Annotated in this window: 26 protein-coding genes; 24 read left to right on the top strand and 2 right to left on the bottom strand. The window is 64.8% G+C overall.

Going from position 1 to position 14866, the window contains the following annotated elements; all coding sequences use genetic code 11:
• The coding region (locus tag ABS73_RS07310) for an EF-Tu C-terminal domain-related protein (RefSeq protein ID WP_502686049.1) at positions 1 to 283 on the top strand (283 nt) is incomplete at its 5' end.
• 62 nt (positions 284 to 345) lie between these two features.
• On the opposite strand, the gene ABS73_RS07305 is transcribed toward ABS73_RS07310, so the two are convergent.
• Entirely contained in the window at positions 346 to 1602 is a 1257-nt protein-coding gene (locus tag ABS73_RS07305) for a glycosyltransferase 61 family protein (protein ID WP_286693421.1), read from the bottom strand.
• A gap of 299 nt (positions 1603 to 1901) precedes the next feature.
• Between ABS73_RS07305 and rpsJ the strand changes: the two genes are divergently transcribed.
• From rpsJ to rpmD, 20 genes are all read left to right on the top strand, one after another.
• Positions 1902 to 2210, top strand: a complete 309-nt coding sequence (gene rpsJ, locus ABS73_RS07300) for a 30S ribosomal protein S10 (RefSeq protein WP_042247848.1) — start codon at positions 1902 to 1904, stop codon at positions 2208 to 2210.
• A gap of 11 nt (positions 2211 to 2221) precedes the next feature.
• The gene (gene rplC / locus ABS73_RS07295) at positions 2222 to 3112 is read left to right on the top strand and encodes a 50S ribosomal protein L3 (RefSeq protein ID WP_277019978.1); all 891 of its coding nucleotides are present in this window, start codon (positions 2222 to 2224) and stop codon (positions 3110 to 3112) included.
• Positions 3112 to 3732 (top strand): 50S ribosomal protein L4, encoded by a 621-nt coding sequence (gene rplD, locus ABS73_RS07290; RefSeq protein ID WP_136857776.1) that lies wholly within the window; start codon positions 3112 to 3114, stop codon positions 3730 to 3732. Before rplC ends, rplD begins: the two co-directional genes overlap by 1 nt.
• Entirely contained in the window at positions 3729 to 4025 is a 297-nt protein-coding gene (locus tag ABS73_RS07285) for a 50S ribosomal protein L23 (RefSeq protein WP_277019981.1), read from the top strand. Before rplD ends, ABS73_RS07285 begins: the two co-directional genes overlap by 4 nt.
• Before the next feature lie 95 nt (positions 4026 to 4120).
• Entirely contained in the window at positions 4121 to 4960 is an 840-nt protein-coding gene (rplB, locus tag ABS73_RS07280) for a 50S ribosomal protein L2 (RefSeq protein WP_136857774.1), read from the top strand.
• A 3-nt stretch (positions 4961 to 4963) separates the two neighbouring features.
• The gene (rpsS, locus tag ABS73_RS07275; protein ID WP_131574401.1) at positions 4964 to 5242 is read left to right on the top strand and encodes a 30S ribosomal protein S19; all 279 of its coding nucleotides are present in this window, start codon (positions 4964 to 4966) and stop codon (positions 5240 to 5242) included.
• Positions 5243 to 5247: 5 nt separating this feature from the next.
• Positions 5248 to 5628 carry a 50S ribosomal protein L22 gene (gene rplV, locus ABS73_RS07270; RefSeq protein ID WP_042247864.1) on the top strand — a complete coding sequence of 127 codons (381 nt, stop codon included), beginning with the start codon at positions 5248 to 5250 and terminating at the stop codon, positions 5626 to 5628.
• Entirely contained in the window at positions 5628 to 6338 is a 711-nt protein-coding gene (rpsC, locus tag ABS73_RS07265; RefSeq protein ID WP_136857773.1) for a 30S ribosomal protein S3, read from the top strand. The genes rplV and rpsC overlap by 1 nt, the downstream gene beginning before the upstream one ends.
• Positions 6339 to 6351: 13 nt before the next feature.
• Positions 6352 to 6765 (top strand): 50S ribosomal protein L16, encoded by a 414-nt coding sequence (gene rplP / locus ABS73_RS07260; protein WP_045982159.1) that lies wholly within the window; start codon positions 6352 to 6354, stop codon positions 6763 to 6765.
• A gap of 193 nt (positions 6766 to 6958) precedes the next feature.
• Positions 6959 to 7165 carry a 50S ribosomal protein L29 gene (gene rpmC, locus ABS73_RS07255; RefSeq protein ID WP_277019990.1) on the top strand — a complete coding sequence of 69 codons (207 nt, stop codon included), beginning with the start codon at positions 6959 to 6961 and terminating at the stop codon, positions 7163 to 7165.
• A gap of 12 nt (positions 7166 to 7177) precedes the next feature.
• The gene (gene rpsQ, locus ABS73_RS07250) at positions 7178 to 7423 is read left to right on the top strand and encodes a 30S ribosomal protein S17 (protein WP_136857771.1); all 246 of its coding nucleotides are present in this window, start codon (positions 7178 to 7180) and stop codon (positions 7421 to 7423) included.
• 77 nt (positions 7424 to 7500) lie between these two features.
• Entirely contained in the window at positions 7501 to 7869 is a 369-nt protein-coding gene (rplN, locus tag ABS73_RS07245) for a 50S ribosomal protein L14 (RefSeq protein ID WP_022708219.1), read from the top strand.
• Entirely contained in the window at positions 7869 to 8174 is a 306-nt protein-coding gene (gene rplX / locus ABS73_RS07240; RefSeq protein ID WP_136857770.1) for a 50S ribosomal protein L24, read from the top strand. The genes rplN and rplX overlap by 1 nt, the downstream gene beginning before the upstream one ends.
• The gene (rplE, locus tag ABS73_RS07235; RefSeq protein WP_136857769.1) at positions 8174 to 8734 is read left to right on the top strand and encodes a 50S ribosomal protein L5; all 561 of its coding nucleotides are present in this window, start codon (positions 8174 to 8176) and stop codon (positions 8732 to 8734) included. Before rplX ends, rplE begins: the two co-directional genes overlap by 1 nt.
• Positions 8735 to 8753: 19 nt before the next feature.
• Positions 8754 to 9059, top strand: coding sequence for a 30S ribosomal protein S14 (gene rpsN / locus ABS73_RS07230; RefSeq protein WP_136857768.1), 306 nt, complete (start codon positions 8754 to 8756; stop codon positions 9057 to 9059).
• Positions 9060 to 9069: 10 nt separating this feature from the next.
• Complete coding sequence (gene rpsH / locus ABS73_RS07225) at positions 9070 to 9468, top strand: 30S ribosomal protein S8 (protein ID WP_286693422.1); 399 nt, start codon at positions 9070 to 9072, stop codon at positions 9466 to 9468.
• A gap of 10 nt (positions 9469 to 9478) precedes the next feature.
• Entirely contained in the window at positions 9479 to 10012 is a 534-nt protein-coding gene (gene rplF / locus ABS73_RS07220) for a 50S ribosomal protein L6 (RefSeq protein ID WP_136857766.1), read from the top strand.
• 12 nt (positions 10013 to 10024) lie between these two features.
• Positions 10025 to 10384 carry a 50S ribosomal protein L18 gene (rplR, locus tag ABS73_RS07215; protein ID WP_277019998.1) on the top strand — a complete coding sequence of 120 codons (360 nt, stop codon included), beginning with the start codon at positions 10025 to 10027 and terminating at the stop codon, positions 10382 to 10384.
• A gap of 116 nt (positions 10385 to 10500) precedes the next feature.
• Positions 10501 to 11070, top strand: coding sequence for a 30S ribosomal protein S5 (gene rpsE / locus ABS73_RS07210; RefSeq protein ID WP_136857764.1), 570 nt, complete (start codon positions 10501 to 10503; stop codon positions 11068 to 11070).
• A gap of 12 nt (positions 11071 to 11082) precedes the next feature.
• Complete coding sequence (rpmD, locus tag ABS73_RS07205) at positions 11083 to 11268, top strand: 50S ribosomal protein L30 (protein WP_136857763.1); 186 nt, start codon at positions 11083 to 11085, stop codon at positions 11266 to 11268.
• A gap of 61 nt (positions 11269 to 11329) precedes the next feature.
• Here the strand turns inward: rpmD and ABS73_RS07200 are convergent, their stop codons facing one another.
• Complete coding sequence (locus ABS73_RS07200; RefSeq protein WP_277020001.1) at positions 11330 to 11959, bottom strand: hypothetical protein; 630 nt, start codon at positions 11957 to 11959, stop codon at positions 11330 to 11332.
• A 228-nt stretch (positions 11960 to 12187) separates the two neighbouring features.
• On the opposite strand from ABS73_RS07200, the gene rplO reads away from it, so the two are divergent.
• The 3 genes from rplO (at position 12188) to ABS73_RS07185 (ending at position 14793) form a co-directional block, all read left to right on the top strand.
• A complete protein-coding gene (rplO, locus tag ABS73_RS07195; RefSeq protein WP_136857761.1) occupies positions 12188 to 12664 on the top strand; it encodes a 50S ribosomal protein L15 in 477 nt (158 codons plus the stop codon).
• 110 nt (positions 12665 to 12774) lie between these two features.
• Positions 12775 to 14145 carry a preprotein translocase subunit SecY gene (secY, locus tag ABS73_RS07190; RefSeq protein ID WP_136857760.1) on the top strand — a complete coding sequence of 457 codons (1371 nt, stop codon included), beginning with the start codon at positions 12775 to 12777 and terminating at the stop codon, positions 14143 to 14145.
• A 66-nt stretch (positions 14146 to 14211) separates the two neighbouring features.
• On the top strand, positions 14212 to 14793 hold the full coding sequence (locus ABS73_RS07185; RefSeq protein WP_277020004.1) for an adenylate kinase: 582 nt from the start codon (positions 14212 to 14214) through the stop codon (positions 14791 to 14793).
• The last annotated feature ends 73 nt before the right edge of the window (positions 14794 to 14866 follow it).

Raw genomic sequence — 14866 nt, 5'->3', positions numbered from 1 at the left:
GCACACGACCTTCGAGGCCGAGGCCTATATCCTGACCAAGGAAGAGGGCGGCCGCCACACGCCGTTCTTCGCGAACTACCGCCCGCAGTTCTACTTCCGCACGACGGACGTGACCGGCACCGTCAAGCTGCCCGAGGGCACCGAGATGGTGATGCCCGGCGACAACCTGAAGTTCGAGGTCGAGCTGATCGCGCCGATCGCCATGGAAGAGAAGCTGCGCTTCGCCATCCGCGAAGGCGGCCGCACCGTCGGCGCAGGCGTCGTGTCCAAGATCATCAAGTGATCTGACCCAAAGACAGACGGAAAGGGCCGCCCCAAGGGGCGGCCCTTTTTGCATTCGGGCCGTCAGGCCACGCCCATCCGGGTTAGGACCGCCGACATCCGGTCCAGCGTGGCGACGCGGTCGATGTCGCTGCGCGCCAGAATCGCGTCGCGCCACAGCTGCGCATCGCGGGCCTCTGCTGCGGCAAAGCGGTCGCCGTCCCAATGGGGGGCCAGCTCCACCCCATATCCGCGCAGGATGCCGAACAGGCGCTGCGGCGCAAGGAAGGTGATCCCGTGGGGCAGCATCTCGGACCCGCCCAGATGGATCGGGGCCGCGAATCCGCGGATGACCGGGGCGTAATCCAGCCGGGTGCAGCGCGGCTGCAGCTGGGCGCGGGCCATGGTGCTGTGCGGCCTGCGGCGCAGCACCAGGATGGTCTGATCGACCCGGCCCAGCAGCTGGCGTCCGTGCATCGCCGAGCCTTCGGCAAAGATCAGCAGCCGCGCCCCGGCATAAAGCGCCATCTGGCGCATCAGCCCCTCGCGGCCGGGGTCCATGATCGCCACCCCGGCGGCGCGTAGGGCCTCGACCAGGGCGGCCTCGCCCGCATGGGCGCCGCTGCCGCGGGGCAGCTGCCCCATGCGGGTCACATACAGCGCCCGGTTGGGGACCGGCTCCAGTCCGTGCAACCCCGGCAGCTGGTCCAGCAGATCCAGATGCCAGTCGGGCGGGGGATGGGCGCTCATGTGTTCGGTCTGCGGGGTGACCGTCAGGCGGCCCGCGACCATCGGCCGGGTGACCAGGCGCACCCGGTCGGGGCGCAGGCCGAACCACGCGGTCATGTCCCAGAAATAGCCGGGCACCTCGCGGCCCAGCTTGCCGGGGGGCAGCAGGAACAGCGCCTCGGCGCCGGGGTGGTGATACAGCGCGCCGGGCAGGCGGTTCAGATGCTCGGCCGCGAGATGGCCGAAATGGAACAGGCAGCGCCCGCCCCAGATGACCGGACGGTCCAGCCGCGGTCCGGGCCTGCGCGCGGGCGTCGCGTTGATATCGGCGGGGGTGTCGTGGATCAGGTGTCGGACCAGCGGCGTCGTGTCGAAATCGGGCCAGACGGGGCCGCCGTCGGACAGGACCTCATGGTGCAGGCGGCGGGCCGGCACGACGGGAATGTCGTCCAGCAGCAGGGGCGGGGGCACGGGCAGGCCGGGCGCTGCCCTCCGCCAGTCGATCGGCGCGATGGTCGAAGCCGGGCGCGCCGCCGCGCCGGGCAGCCGCCCCAGCACCGCCACCCGCGCCTGGCGCAGGGCGTCCAGCAGGGCGGGCCTGCGCCGGATCATGCCGATCAGCCTGTGCCGCATATCCGGTCCCCCCGCAGCCTTGTGCGCCCTGCGCGACATAGCGCCCGGCCCCGGGACGCACAATCGCCAGGATAGGCACGCCATGCCTTGACCTGCGGGGGGCAAGCCGTTAAGGCAGCGCAATCGTGACCGGTCTGATGCCTGATGGCAAGAATCGGTCGCCTTGTCACGGGCCGCCACCCAAGGGCGGCCTGCTGTTATTTTTACGGTCCGATGCTGGCCCCGCGCGGTGCGATGTCAGCCTCTCGACTGGAACTCCCCGCAAGAGGGATGTCTTTATGCAAAGCCAGAATATCCGGATCCGGCTGAAGGCCTTCGATTACCGCGTGCTGGATGCCAGCACCCAGGAAATCGTGAACACGGCCAAGCGCACCGGCGCGACCGTCCGCGGCCCGATCCCGCTGCCGAACAAGATCGAGAAATTCACCGTCCTGCGTGGTCCGCACATCGACAAGAAGTCGCGCGACCAGTGGGAAATCCGCACGCACAAGCGTCTGCTGGACATCGTCGACCCGACCCCGCAGACCGTTGACGCCCTCATGAAGCTCGACCTCGCCGCCGGCGTGGATGTCGAGATCAAAGTCTGAGGAGGCCGATCATGTTGCGTACTGGTATCATCGCCAAGAAACTGGGCATGACCCGTCTGTTCCTTGAGGACGGCCGTCAGGTTCCCGTCACCGTCCTGCAACTGGACGGTCTGCAGGTCATCGCGCAGCGCACCGCCGCGACCGATGGCTATACCGCCGTCCAGCTGGGCGCCGGTGAGGCAAAAGCAAAGCGCACGACCGCAGCCATGCGCGGTCACTTCGCCAAGGCCTCGGTCGCGCCCAAGCGCAAGATCGTGGAATTCCGCGTCGCGGAAGAGAACCTGATCAATGTCGGTGAGGAAATCACGGCTGACCACTATTTCTCGGGTCAGTATGTGGACATCGCTGGTATCTCGATCGGTAAGGGCTTTGCGGGCGCCATGAAGCGTCACAACTTTGGCGGTCTGCGTGCCTCGCACGGCGTGTCCGTCAGCCACCGTTCGCACGGTTCGACCGGCCAGTGCCAGGACCCCGGCAAGGTGTTCAAGGGCAAGAAGATGGCAGGTCACCTGGGTGCCGTCCGCGTCACCACGCAGAACCTGCAGGTCGTGCGCACGGACAGCGACCGTGGCCTGATCATGGTCAAGGGCTCGGTTCCGGGCTCCAAGGGTGGCTGGGTCACCGTCAAGGACGCCGTCAAGAAGGCGACGCCCGAGAACCTGATCTATCCGGCCGCCCTGCGTTCCGCCGCGAACGAGGCCAAGCGTCTGGCTGAAGAAGCCGCCGCCGCCGCCGCCGCCGAGGAAGAAGCAGCCCGCGAGGAGGCCGCCCGTCTGGCCGCCGAGCAGGAAGCCGCCGCCCTGGCCGAGGCCGAAGCCTCGATCCAGTCGGACAAGGACGCCGTCGATCCCAACGCGGAAGAGCCGGCCTCCAATGACGACGCGCCGGAAGGAGACAAGTGATGAAACTTGATGTGATCAAGCTGGATTCCGGCGCAGCCGGGTCGATCGATCTGGCCGACGACATCTTCGGCCTGGAGCCGCGCGGCGACATCCTGCAGCGCGTCGTGCGTTGGCAGCGTGCCAAGGCGCAGGCCGGCACCCACTCGGTGCTGGGCCGGTCCGAGGTCAGCTATTCGACCAAGAAGATCTATCGCCAGAAGGGCACCGGCGGCGCACGCCACGGCTCGCGCAAGGCGCCGATCTTCCGCAAGGGCGGCGTCTACAAGGGCCCGACCCCGCGGTCGCACGCCTTCGATCTGCCCAAGAAGGTTCGTGCCCTGGGTCTGCGTCACGCGCTGTCGGCCAAGGCCACCGCGGGTGAACTGGTGATCATCGAGGATCTGAACCTCGCCGACGCCAAGACCGCAGCCGTCGCCAAGGCCGTCCGCGAGAACGGCTGGAAGCGCGTGCTGGTGATCGACGGTGCCGAAGTGAACGAGAACTTTGCCCGTGCCGCCCGCAACATCGAAGGCGTGGATATCCTGCCGTCGATGGGTGCCAACGTTTATGACATCCTCAAGCGTGATACCCTGGTCATCACGCGCGCTGGTGTCGAAGCTCTGGAGGCTCGTCTGAAATGAGCGCGAAAGCCGAACATTACGACGTGATCGTCAAGCCGATCATCACCGAAAAGGCCACCATGACGTCCGAGAACAACGGCGTCGTGTTCCAGGTCGCCAAGGATTCTAACAAGCCGCAGATCAAGCAGGCCGTCGAAGCCCTGTTCGGCGTCAAGGTGAAGGCGGTCAACACCACCATCACCAAGGGCAAGACCAAGCGCTTCCGCGGCCAGCCCGGCCGTCGCAGCGACGTCAAGAAAGCCTATGTGACGCTGGAAGCCGGCCACAACATCGACGTCTCGACCGGTCTCTGATAACCGGACGCGATCAGGCCGCCCCGGAGCGATCCGGGGTGGCCGCATTTGACTGAAACGGACCTCCTCGGTCCAAAGCAACGGAAGACAGAAAGATGGCATTGAAGTCGTATAAGCCGACGACGCCTGGCCAGCGTGGGCTGGTTCTGATCGACCGTTCGGAGCTTTGGAAAGGTCGCCCGGTCAAGAGCCTCACTGAGGGTCTGACCAAGAAAGGCGGCCGGAACAACACCGGACGGATCACCATGCGTCGCCAGGGTGGCGGCGCAAAGCGCCTGTATCGCATCGTCGATTTCCGGCGCACCAAGTTCGACATGGCGGCCACGGTCGAGCGGATCGAGTACGATCCCAACCGCACCGCCTTCATCGCGCTGGTCAAGTACGAAGACGGCGAGCAGGCCTATATCCTGGCGCCGCAGCGTCTGGCCATCGGTGACAAGGTCGTCGCCGGCGCCAAGGTCGACGTCAAGCCCGGCAACGCCATGCCCTTCAGCGGCATGCCGATCGGCACGATCGTCCACAATGTCGAGCTGAAGCCCGGCAAGGGCGGCCAGATCGCACGTTCGGCAGGCACCTATGCCCAGTTCGTGGGTCGTGACGGCGGCTACGCCCAGATCCGCCTGTCCTCGGGCGAGCTGCGTCTGGTGCGTCAGGAGTGCATGGCCACCATCGGTGCCGTGTCGAATGCCGACCACTCGAACCAGAACCTCGGCAAGGCCGGTCGCAACCGCCACAAGGGCATCCGCCCGAGCGTTCGCGGCGTCGCCATGAACCCGATCGACCACCCGCATGGTGGTGGTGAGGGTCGCACGTCGGGTGGCCGCACGCCGGTCACGCCCTGGGGTAAAGACACCAAGGGCAAGAAGACCCGCAGCAACAAGGCGACCGACAAGTACATCTTGCGTTCGCGCCACGCGAAAAAGAAGGGGCGTTGATCCATGGCACGTTCTGTTTGGAAAGGCCCCTTTGTTGACGCCTATGTGCTCAAGAAGGCGGAAAAGGTCAAAGAGTCCGGCAAGTCCGAGGTCATCAAGATCTGGTCGCGTCGTTCGACCATCCTGCCGCAATTCGTGGGTCTGACCTTTGCTGTCTACAACGGGCACAAGCACATCCCGGTGAATGTCAGCGAAGAGATGATCGGCCAGAAGTTCGGTGAATATTCGCCCACGCGGACCTATTACGGTCACGCCGCGGACAAGAAAGCGAAGAGGAAGTAATCGTCATGGGTAAGGAAAACAATCCGCGCCGCGTGGCGGAGAACGAGGCCTTCGCCAAGACGAAGATGCTTCGCACCTCGCCGCAGAAACTGAACCTGGTCGCGCAACTGATCCGCGGCAAGAAGGTGGACAAGGCCCTGGCCGACCTGACCTTCTCGCACAAGCGGATCGCCGGTGACGTGAAGAAATGCCTTCAGTCCGCCATCGCGAATGCCGAGAACAACCACGGTCTGGACGTCGACAACCTGGTCGTTGCCGAGGCCTGGGTCGGCAAGAACCTGGTGATGAAGCGTGGCCGTCCGCGGGCACGTGGCCGCTTCGGCAAGATCATGAAGCCGTTTTCGGAAATCACCATCAAGGTGCGCCAAGTCGAGGAGCAAGCGTAATGGGTCAGAAGGTCAATCCGATCGGCATGCGCCTGCAGGTCAACCGCACCTGGGACAGCCGCTGGTATGCCGACGACAAGGACTATGGCAATCTGCTGCTTGAAGACCTGAAGATCCGGGACTTCATCCACACGGAAGCCAAGCAGGCCGGCATCAGCCGCGTCATCATCGAGCGTCCCCACAAGAAGTGCCGCGTGACCATTCACGCAGCGCGCCCCGGTGTCATCATCGGGAAAAAGGGTGCGGACATCGAGACTCTGCGCAAGAAGCTGGCGAACTTCACCGACAGCGAGCTGCACCTGAACATCGTCGAAGTGCGCAAGCCCGACGTCGATGCGCAGCTGGTCGCCGAATCGATCGCTCAGCAGCTGGAGCGTCGCGTGTCGTTCCGCCGCGCCATGAAGCGTTCGGTCCAGAACGCCATGCGTATGGGTGCCCTGGGCATCCGCGTGAACGTCGCCGGCCGTCTGGGTGGTGCCGAGATCGCGCGGACCGAGTGGTATCGCGAGGGCCGCGTGCCCCTGCATACCCTGCGGGCCGATATCGACTATGCGCTGTCCGAGGCGACGACCCCCTACGGGATCATCGGCGTCAAGGTGTGGATCTTCAAGGGCGAGATCATGGAACATGATCCCCAGGCCCATGACCGCCGCGCCGCCGAAGCCCAGGAGGGCCCTGCCCCCCGCGGCCCGCGCCGCGACGCCCGGTAAGGAGTAGAGAACAATGCTGCAACCGAAACGGACCAAGTTCCGCAAACAGCACAAGGGCCGCATCCACGGCGAGGCGAAGGGCGGTTTCGACCTGAACTTCGGCTCGTTCGCCCTGAAGGCGACCGAACCCGAGCGTGTGACCGCGCGCCAGATCGAGGCGGCCCGCCGCGCGATCACGCGTCACATGAAGCGTCAGGGCCGCGTCTGGATCCGGATCTTCCCGGATGTCCCGGTCTCGTCCAAGCCCACCGAAGTCCGGATGGGTAAGGGCAAGGGTTCCGTCGACTTCTGGGCGGCCCGCGTCCACCCGGGCCGGATCATGTTCGAGATCGACGGTGTCAACGACACCATCGCCCGCGAGGCCCTGCGCCTTGGCGCGATGAAGCTGCCGGTCCTGACCCGCATCGTCGCCCGCGAAGACTGGTAAGCGGCGGCCCGAAAGGGTCATCGCGACGGGGGCCCCGCCGAGCGATCGGCGGGGCCCCTGCCTTTTGTGGCAATCGGGCTTGCCAAACGGGCGCACAGCCTGTATGCGCAGGCCTTCATCACGAAACTCCACCGGAATCAGGGTGGCCCTGGGCATCAGGGGCTCTCCGGTGATGTTGAAAGGAAGACGCGTCATGGACGCCAAAGAACTGCTCTCGAAGACGCCTGACCAGCTGAAGGATCAGCTGGTCGCGCTGAAGAAAGAGGCCTTCAACCTGCGCTTTCAGCAGGCCACCGGCCAGCTGGAAAGCACTGCGCGCATGCGCGTCGTCCGTCGTGAAGTCGCCCGCGTGAAGACGATTCTGAACCAGAAAGCGGCCGACGCCGCGGCCTCGAACTAAGGAGCCCGGTCCATGCCCAAACGCATTCTGCAAGGCCGCGTCACCAGCGACAAGAACGAACAGACGATCACCGTCCTGGTCGAGCGCCGCTTCAAGCATCCCGTGCTGCACAAGATCGTGCGCTCGTCGAAGAAATACCGCGCCCATGACGCGGAGAACCAGTTCAAGATCGGTGATCTCGTTCGCATCGTCGAATGTGCCCCGATCTCGAAGACGAAACGCTGGACTGTCCTGACGGACGAAGCGGCTACCGCCTGAAGTCCATCATCACAGATCAGAAATGATCGAAACCCTGGGGTCGGCGAGGCCGGTCCCCAAAGGTCGGGAGAAACCAAATGATCCAGATGCAGACCAATCTGGATGTTGCTGACAACTCTGGCGCACGCCGGGTTCAGTGCATCAAGGTCCTGGGTGGTTCGCACCGTCGCTATGCGTCGGTGGGCGACATCATCGTCGTGTCCGTCAAGGAAGCCATCCCTCGGGGCCGGGTGAAGAAGGGGGACGTCCGCAAGGCCGTCGTCGTTCGCACCGCCAAGGAAGTGAACCGTGAAGACGGTACCTCCATCCGCTTCGACCGCAACGCCGCCGTCATCCTGAACAACCAGGGCGAGCCGGTCGGTACCCGTATCTTCGGGCCGGTCGTGCGCGAGCTGCGCGCGAAGAACTTCATGAAGATCATCTCGCTTGCGCCGGAGGTGCTGTAATGGCTGCCAAGCTGAAAAAGGGCGACAAGGTCGTCGTGCTGGCCGGCAAGGACAAGGGCAAGCAGGGTGAGATCACCGCTGTCATGCCCAAGGACAACAAGGCCATCGTGGACGGCGTGAACGTTGCCATCCGCCACACCAAGCAGTCCCAGAACAGCCAGGGCGGCCGCGTGGCGAAGGCCATGCCGATCGACCTGTCGAACCTGTCGCTGATGGACAAGGACGGCAAGGCAACCCGCGTGGGCTTCCGCATGGAAGACGGCGCCAAGGTCCGCTTTGCCAAGACCACGGGAGACGTGATCTGATGCTGGACGACGCAAAGTACACGCCCCGCCTGCGTGCGGTGTTCAACGACACCATCAAGGCCGCGCTGAAGGAAGAGTTCAGCTACAAGAACGACATGCAGATCCCGCGTCTGGACAAGATCGTCCTGAACATGGGTGTCGGCGAGGCCGTCAAGGACACCAAGAAGGTCAAGCAGGCAGCAGACGAGCTGTCGCTGATCGCCGGCCAGAAGGCCATCATCACCTATGCCAAGAAGTCGATCGCCGGCTTCCGCGTGCGTGAAGAGATGCCCCTGGGCTGCAAGGTGACCCTGCGCGGCGACCGGATGTACGAATTCCTGGACCGCCTGATCAACATCGCACTGCCCCGCGTCCGCGACTTTCGCGGCGTGAAGCCGACGTCCTTCGACGGCCGCGGCAACTATGCGATGGGCCTGAAAGAGCACATCGTGTTCCCGGAGATCAACTTCGACAAGGTCGACGAAGTTCTGGGGATGGACATCATCATCTGCACCAACGCGAAGACCGACGCGGAAGCGAAGTCGCTGTTGAAGCATTTCAACATGCCGTTCACCAGCTGATCGCGGAGGGAAAGAAGATATGGCAAAGAAATCCATGGTCGAGCGCGAGAAGAAGCGCGAGCGTCTGGTGAAGCAATACGCTGCCAAGCGTGCTGAACTGAACGAGGTCATCCATGACCAGTCCCGCCCGATGGAAGAGCGGTTCAAGGCTACGCTGAAGCTGGCCGAGCTGCCGCGCAATTCGTCGGCCGTGCGCCTGCACAACCGGTGCCAACTGACCGGTCGTCCGCATGCGTATTACCGCAAACTGAAACTGTCGCGGATCATGCTGCGCGAGCTGGGCTCGCAAGGTCAGATCCCCGGCCTGGTCAAGTCCAGCTGGTAAGGGGGCATATATCATGATGAACGATCCTCTCGGCGATATGCTGACCCGCATCCGCAATGCGCAGATGCGCGGCAAATCGACCGTCCGCACCCCCGCCTCCAAGCTGCGTGCCTGGGTTCTGGACGTGCTCAAGAACGAAGGTTACATCCGCGGCTACGAGGAAGTGACCACGACCGAAGGCCACAAAGAGCTGGAAATCGGGCTGAAATACCACGACGGAACCCCGGTCATCCGGGAACTGTCGCGCGTGTCCAAGCCGGGTCGCCGGGTCTATGCCGGGTCCAAGGAAATCCCGAAGGTCCGTCAGGGCCTGGGCGTCTCCATCGTCTCGACTCCCAAGGGCGTCATGACGGATGCAGCGGCTCGCACTGCCAATGTCGGCGGCGAAGTCCTCTGCACCGTGTTCTAAGGAGGGCAGAATGTCTCGTATTGGTAAGAAGCCGGTCGAACTGCCCAAGGGCGTGACGGCCGAGATCAAGGGTCAGACCATCGAAGTGAAGGGGCCGAAAGGCACCCGTCACTTCACGGCGACCGATGATGTGGACCTGGTGCTGGAAGACGGTTCGGTTGCGGTCAAGCCGCGCGGAACGTCCAAGCGTGCGCGCCAGCAATGGGGGATGACCCGCTCGATGATCGAGAACCTGACCGTGGGCGTGTCCACCGGGTTCAAGAAAGAGCTGGAGATCCAGGGCGTGGGTTACCGCGCCACCATGCAGGGCAAGGATCTGAAACTGGCCCTGGGCTATTCGCATGACGTGATCTTCGCGGTGCCGGAAGGCGTCACGGTGTCGTCTCCGAAGCAGACCGAAATCGTTGTGGAAGGCATTGACCAGCAGCTTGTTGGCCAGGTCGCAGCGAACATCCGCGAGTGGCGCAAGCCCGAGCCCTACAAGGGCAAGGGTATCCGCTACAAGGGCGAGTTCGTCTTCCGCAAGGAAGGCAAGAAGAAGTAAGGGGCGCATGAAATGGCACTGAAAAAGCAAGAGCTGTTCCTGAAGCGCCGCCTGCGCGTTCGGAACAAGCTGCGGGCGATGTCGAACGGACGTCCCCGCATGTCGATCCACCGGTCGTCCAAGAACATTTTTGTTCAGGTGATCGACGATCTGAAGGGCGTGACCCTGGCCTCGGCCAGCACGCTGGAGAAGGATCTGGGCCTGATCGGCAAGAACAACGTCGAGGCCGCGGCCAGGATCGGCGCGACTATCGCCGAGCGTGCGAAGGCTGCAGGCGTCGAAGAAGTCGTGTTCGATCGCGGCGGCTTTATCTTCCACGGCAAGGTTAAGGCTCTGGCCGACGCCGCCCGTGAAGGTGGCCTGAAGTTCTGATCCTGTGGGCGGCGTCAGCGCCGCCCCGATGATCCGGGGACGTGCCCGCCTGCGGGCGCGTCCACCAAGGGTCGAGACAACCGGCGCCGCGCGCGCCACCCAAGAAGGAATGCCTCATGGCAGAACGTGACAACAATCGCCGGGGCGGTCGCAACGACCGCGAAGAGAACCCGGAATTCCAGGACCGCTTGGTTGCCATCAACCGCGTGTCCAAGACTGTCAAGGGCGGCAAGCGCTTTGGCTTTGCGGCTCTCGTCGTCGTCGGCGACCAGCGCGGCCGCGTCGGTTTCGGCAAGGGCAAGGCCAAAGAGGTCCCCGAGGCGATCCGCAAGGCGACCGAGCAGGCCAAGCGCGGCCTGATCCGCGTGCCGCTGCGTGACGGCCGCACCCTGCACCACGACATCGAAGGTCGTCACGGTGCCGGCAAGGTCATCATGCGCACCGCCGTTCCGGGCACCGGCATCATCGCGGGCGGCCCGATGCGCGCCGTGTTCGAGATGCTGGGCGTGCAGGACGTCGTGGCCAAGTCGCAGGGGTCGCAGAACCCCTACAACATGATCCGCGCCACCCTGGACGGTCTGAAGAAAGAGTCGAGCCCCCGCTCGGTCGCGACCCGTCGCGGCAAGAAGGTCGCCGACATCCTGCCCTCGAACGACAAGCCGGCTGACGCCGCTGTCGAAGCGTAAGGAGCGAGACGCATGGGAACCATCGTCGTCAAGCAGATCGGCAGCCCGATCCGCCGTCCCAAGGACCAGCTGGCCACGCTGAAGGGTCTGGGACTGAACAAGATGAACCGCACCCGCGAGCTGGAGGATACCCCCTCCGTGCGCGGCATGGTCAACAAGATCCCCCACATGGTGGTGATCATCGAAGAAAAGAACTGAGCCTTACCGCCGGTTCGTCGAAACGCCCCGCCATGTGCGGGGCGTTTTGCGTTTCACGGGGTCATTCGCCCTCGCGGCAGGCATAGAGCGTGCCGCCCACGGCCACGACCGACACCGCCGCGCCGGTCAGCAGCACGGGCGAGGCCGCGACCGCCGCAGCCGCCCCGCCAAGCGATGCCAGCGCCCCCGACACCGCCGTGCCCGCTCCGCTGAGGATGACCGCGCCCGAGGCGTCCGGCAGGGTCTGCAGCCCCTGGACCGAGCGGCGTGCGGCGGCCCCGGTCAGGGCTCCGGCGGCGGCGGTGGTCTGGTTCACGCGGCGGCAGACGGCCCGCGACTGTTCGCGGCACTGGCCCCAGGCATCGCGGGTGCCAAGGTCATAGCCCATGACCGAATCGGTCTGCTTGTCAAAGCGCAGGCAGAAGGGCAGGCGCTCTTCGTCGCTCAGTTCGGGGGTCAGGCTGCGCAGCACGACATAGCTGGGGCAGTCGTGCCGCCCGATACGCGTGGCCAGCTGTTCGCGGCGGGAATAGGTGATGGACAGGCGCGCCTCGGCCCGGTCATAGCCCATGACCACGTCGCGGTTGTTGATGCGGGCGGTGCAGAAGGTCGGATCGGCCTCCTGCGCCAGGGCAGGGGCGGCCCAGAGGGCGGTCAGAAGGGCCAGGGGAGCGAGGGACAGGCGGGACATGGCGGTTTCCGGGGTTCGTTGCCCATCCTGCCTAGCAAGCGGGCGGGCGCACTCAAGTCACAACACGGTGTCGGACGCGATTGCGCCGGGCGCTGTGGCGGGATCGCTTGAATGATGCGGGGTTTAGGCGTATAGCGCCCCGGTGCCGATGGCACTGTGATTCAACAAGCAAGAAAAGCCGTGGCCCCCTGTTTCGCTTCGAGGGTGTGTCCGGCAAGGAGAAGCGACATGAAACTGCACGAAATCCGCGACAACGACGGCGCGAACAAATCCAAGAAGCGCGTTGCGCGCGGCCCCGGTTCGGGCAAAGGCAAGACCGCAGGCCGCGGCATCAAGGGTCAGAAGTCGCGCTCGGGCGTGGCTTTGGGCGGATACGAGGGCGGCCAGATGCCGCTGTACCGCCGCCTGCCCAAGCGCGGTTTCACCGCGCCCAACGCGAAATCCTTTGCCGTCGTGAACCTGGGCATGATCCAGGGCTTCATCGATGCCGGCAAGATCGACGCGAAGGCCGAACTGACCGAGGACGCACTGGTCGCTTCGGGCCTGGTGCGCCGCAAGCTGGACGGCATCCGTCTGCTGGCCAAGGGTGAGCTGAAGGCCGGTCTGACCATCACCGTGACCGGCGCGTCCAAGGCCGCAGTCGAGGCGGTCGAGAAGGCCGGCGGCAAGGTCCAGCTGCCCGCAACCGCAGCGGCGGCCGAATAAGCTGTTGAACGGGGCATGTCTGCCCCTATAGATAGCATCTAGGTTTTCAGGCGCCGCCGGTCCCCGCGAAAACGGGTCGGCGGCGCTGTCATGACACGGGACGGAACAGCATGGCGTCAGCCGCAGAACAGATGGCCGCGAACCTCTCCTGGGGGCAGCTCGGTCGGGCCACGGAACTTCGCCAGCGGATCTGGTTCACGATCGGCGTGCTGATCATGTACCGCATCGGCACCTATATCCCGGTGCCGGGCATCGACGGCGCGGCGCTGCGCAACTTCATGGAGCAGGCCTCGACCGGCATCGGCGGCATGCTGTCCATGTTCACCGGCGGCGCGCTTGGCCGGATGGGCGTCTTCGCCCTGGGCATCATGCCCTACATCTCGGCCTCGATCATCGTGCAGCTTTTGACCTCGATGGTGCCCACGCTGGAGCAGCTGAAAAAAGAGGGCGAGCAGGGCCGCAAGAAAATCAACCAGTACACGCGCTACGGCACGGTCGTGCTGGCGCTGTTCCAGGCCTATGGTCTGGCGCGCAGCCTTGAGGCGGGCGGTCTGGCGCATGAGCCGGGGCTGTTCTTCCAGGCCTCGGTCGTGATCACGCTGGTCGGCGGCACCATGTTCCTGATGTGGCTGGGTGAGCAGATCACCGCGCGGGGTGTGGGCAACGGCATCTCGCTGATCATCTTCGTGGGCATCCTGGCGGAAATTCCGGCGGCGCTCGCGACCTTCTTCCAACAGGGCCGCACGGGCGCCATCTCGACCCCGGTGATCCTGTTCGTGATCGTGATGCTGATCGCGATCATCGCCTTCGTCGTGTTCATGGAACGCGCGCTCCGAAAGATCCGCATCCAATATCCCCGGCGCCAGGTCGGCATGAAGGTCTATGACGGCCAGACCAGCCACCTGCCGGTCAAGGTCAACCCGGCGGGCGTGATCCCGGCGATCTTCGCCAGCTCGCTGTTGCTGCTGCCGATCACCATCTCGACCTTCTCGGGGAACGAGACCGGCCCGATCATGTCGATCGTGCTGGCCTATTTCGGGCCCGGACAGCCGCTCTATCTGCTGTTCTTCGCGGCGATGATCATCTTCTTCACGTATTTCTATACGCAGAACGTGTCGTTCAAGACCGATGACGTGGCCGAGAACCTGAAGAACCAGGGCGGCTTCATCCCCGGCATCCGGCCGGGCAAGCGGACCCAGGACTATCTGGATTACGTGGTGAACCGCCTGCTGGTCATTGGCTCGGCCTATCTGGCCCTGGTCTGCCTGATGCCCGAGATCCTGCGCGACCAGTTCTCGATCCCGGTCTATCTGGGCGGCACGTCGGTGCTGATCGTGGTGTCGGTGACGATGGACACGATCAATCAGGTCCAGAGCCATCTGCTGGCGCACCAGTACGAGGGGCTGATCGAGAAATCCCAGCTGCGCGGCAAGCGCAAGCCGGGCACCGCCAAGCCACGCCGGTTGCCGTCGCGCCGCTGAGGCGCGACCGGCAATCGACGAGACGACAAGGCCGCATGAATGGCCAGCCTGAGGGGGACAGACGCCATGACCATCAACATCATCCTGTTGGGACCGCCGGGGGCGGGCAAGGGAACCCAGGCCAGCCGCCTGGTCGAGGAAAAAGGGATGGTCCAGCTGTCCACCGGCGACATGCTGCGCGCCGCCCGGTCCTCGGGGACCGAGATGGGCCAGCGCGTCGCCGAGGTCATGGATCGCGGAGAGCTGGTCACCGACGAGATCGTCATCGGCCTGATCCGCGAGCAGCTGGAGAAGGGCGGCAAGGGCTTCATCTTTGACGGCTTTCCGCGCACCCTGGCGCAGGCGGATGCGCTGGACCGCCTGCTGGCCGAATCCGGCATGGCGCTGGATGCGGTGATCGAGCTGCAGGTGGACGACGAGGCACTGGTTGGCCGCATCGTCAAGCGCGCGGACGAATCGCGCGCCGCGGGTCAGCCCGTGCGCCGCGACGACACGCCCGAGGTCTTTGCCGACCGCCTGCGCGAGTATTACAAGAAGACCGCACCGCTGCTGGGCTACTATTACGCCAAGGGCAATCTGAAGACCGTGGACGGCATGGCCGCCATGGATCAGGTCTCGGCGCAGATCGCGGCGGCGCTGCCTGCTTGACGGCGCGGCGATCTGCCGCTAATCCACGGCATCTCGCAAGAGAATCACCCGGTTCGCGGGTGGACCATCGATT

It is taken from the genome of Paracoccus sp. SCN 68-21 (genome assembly GCF_001724535.1).
In the GTDB taxonomy this organism is placed as follows: domain Bacteria; phylum Pseudomonadota; class Alphaproteobacteria; order Rhodobacterales; family Rhodobacteraceae; genus Paracoccus; species Paracoccus hibiscisoli.
This window is presented reverse-complemented; position numbering and strand designations above follow the sequence as displayed.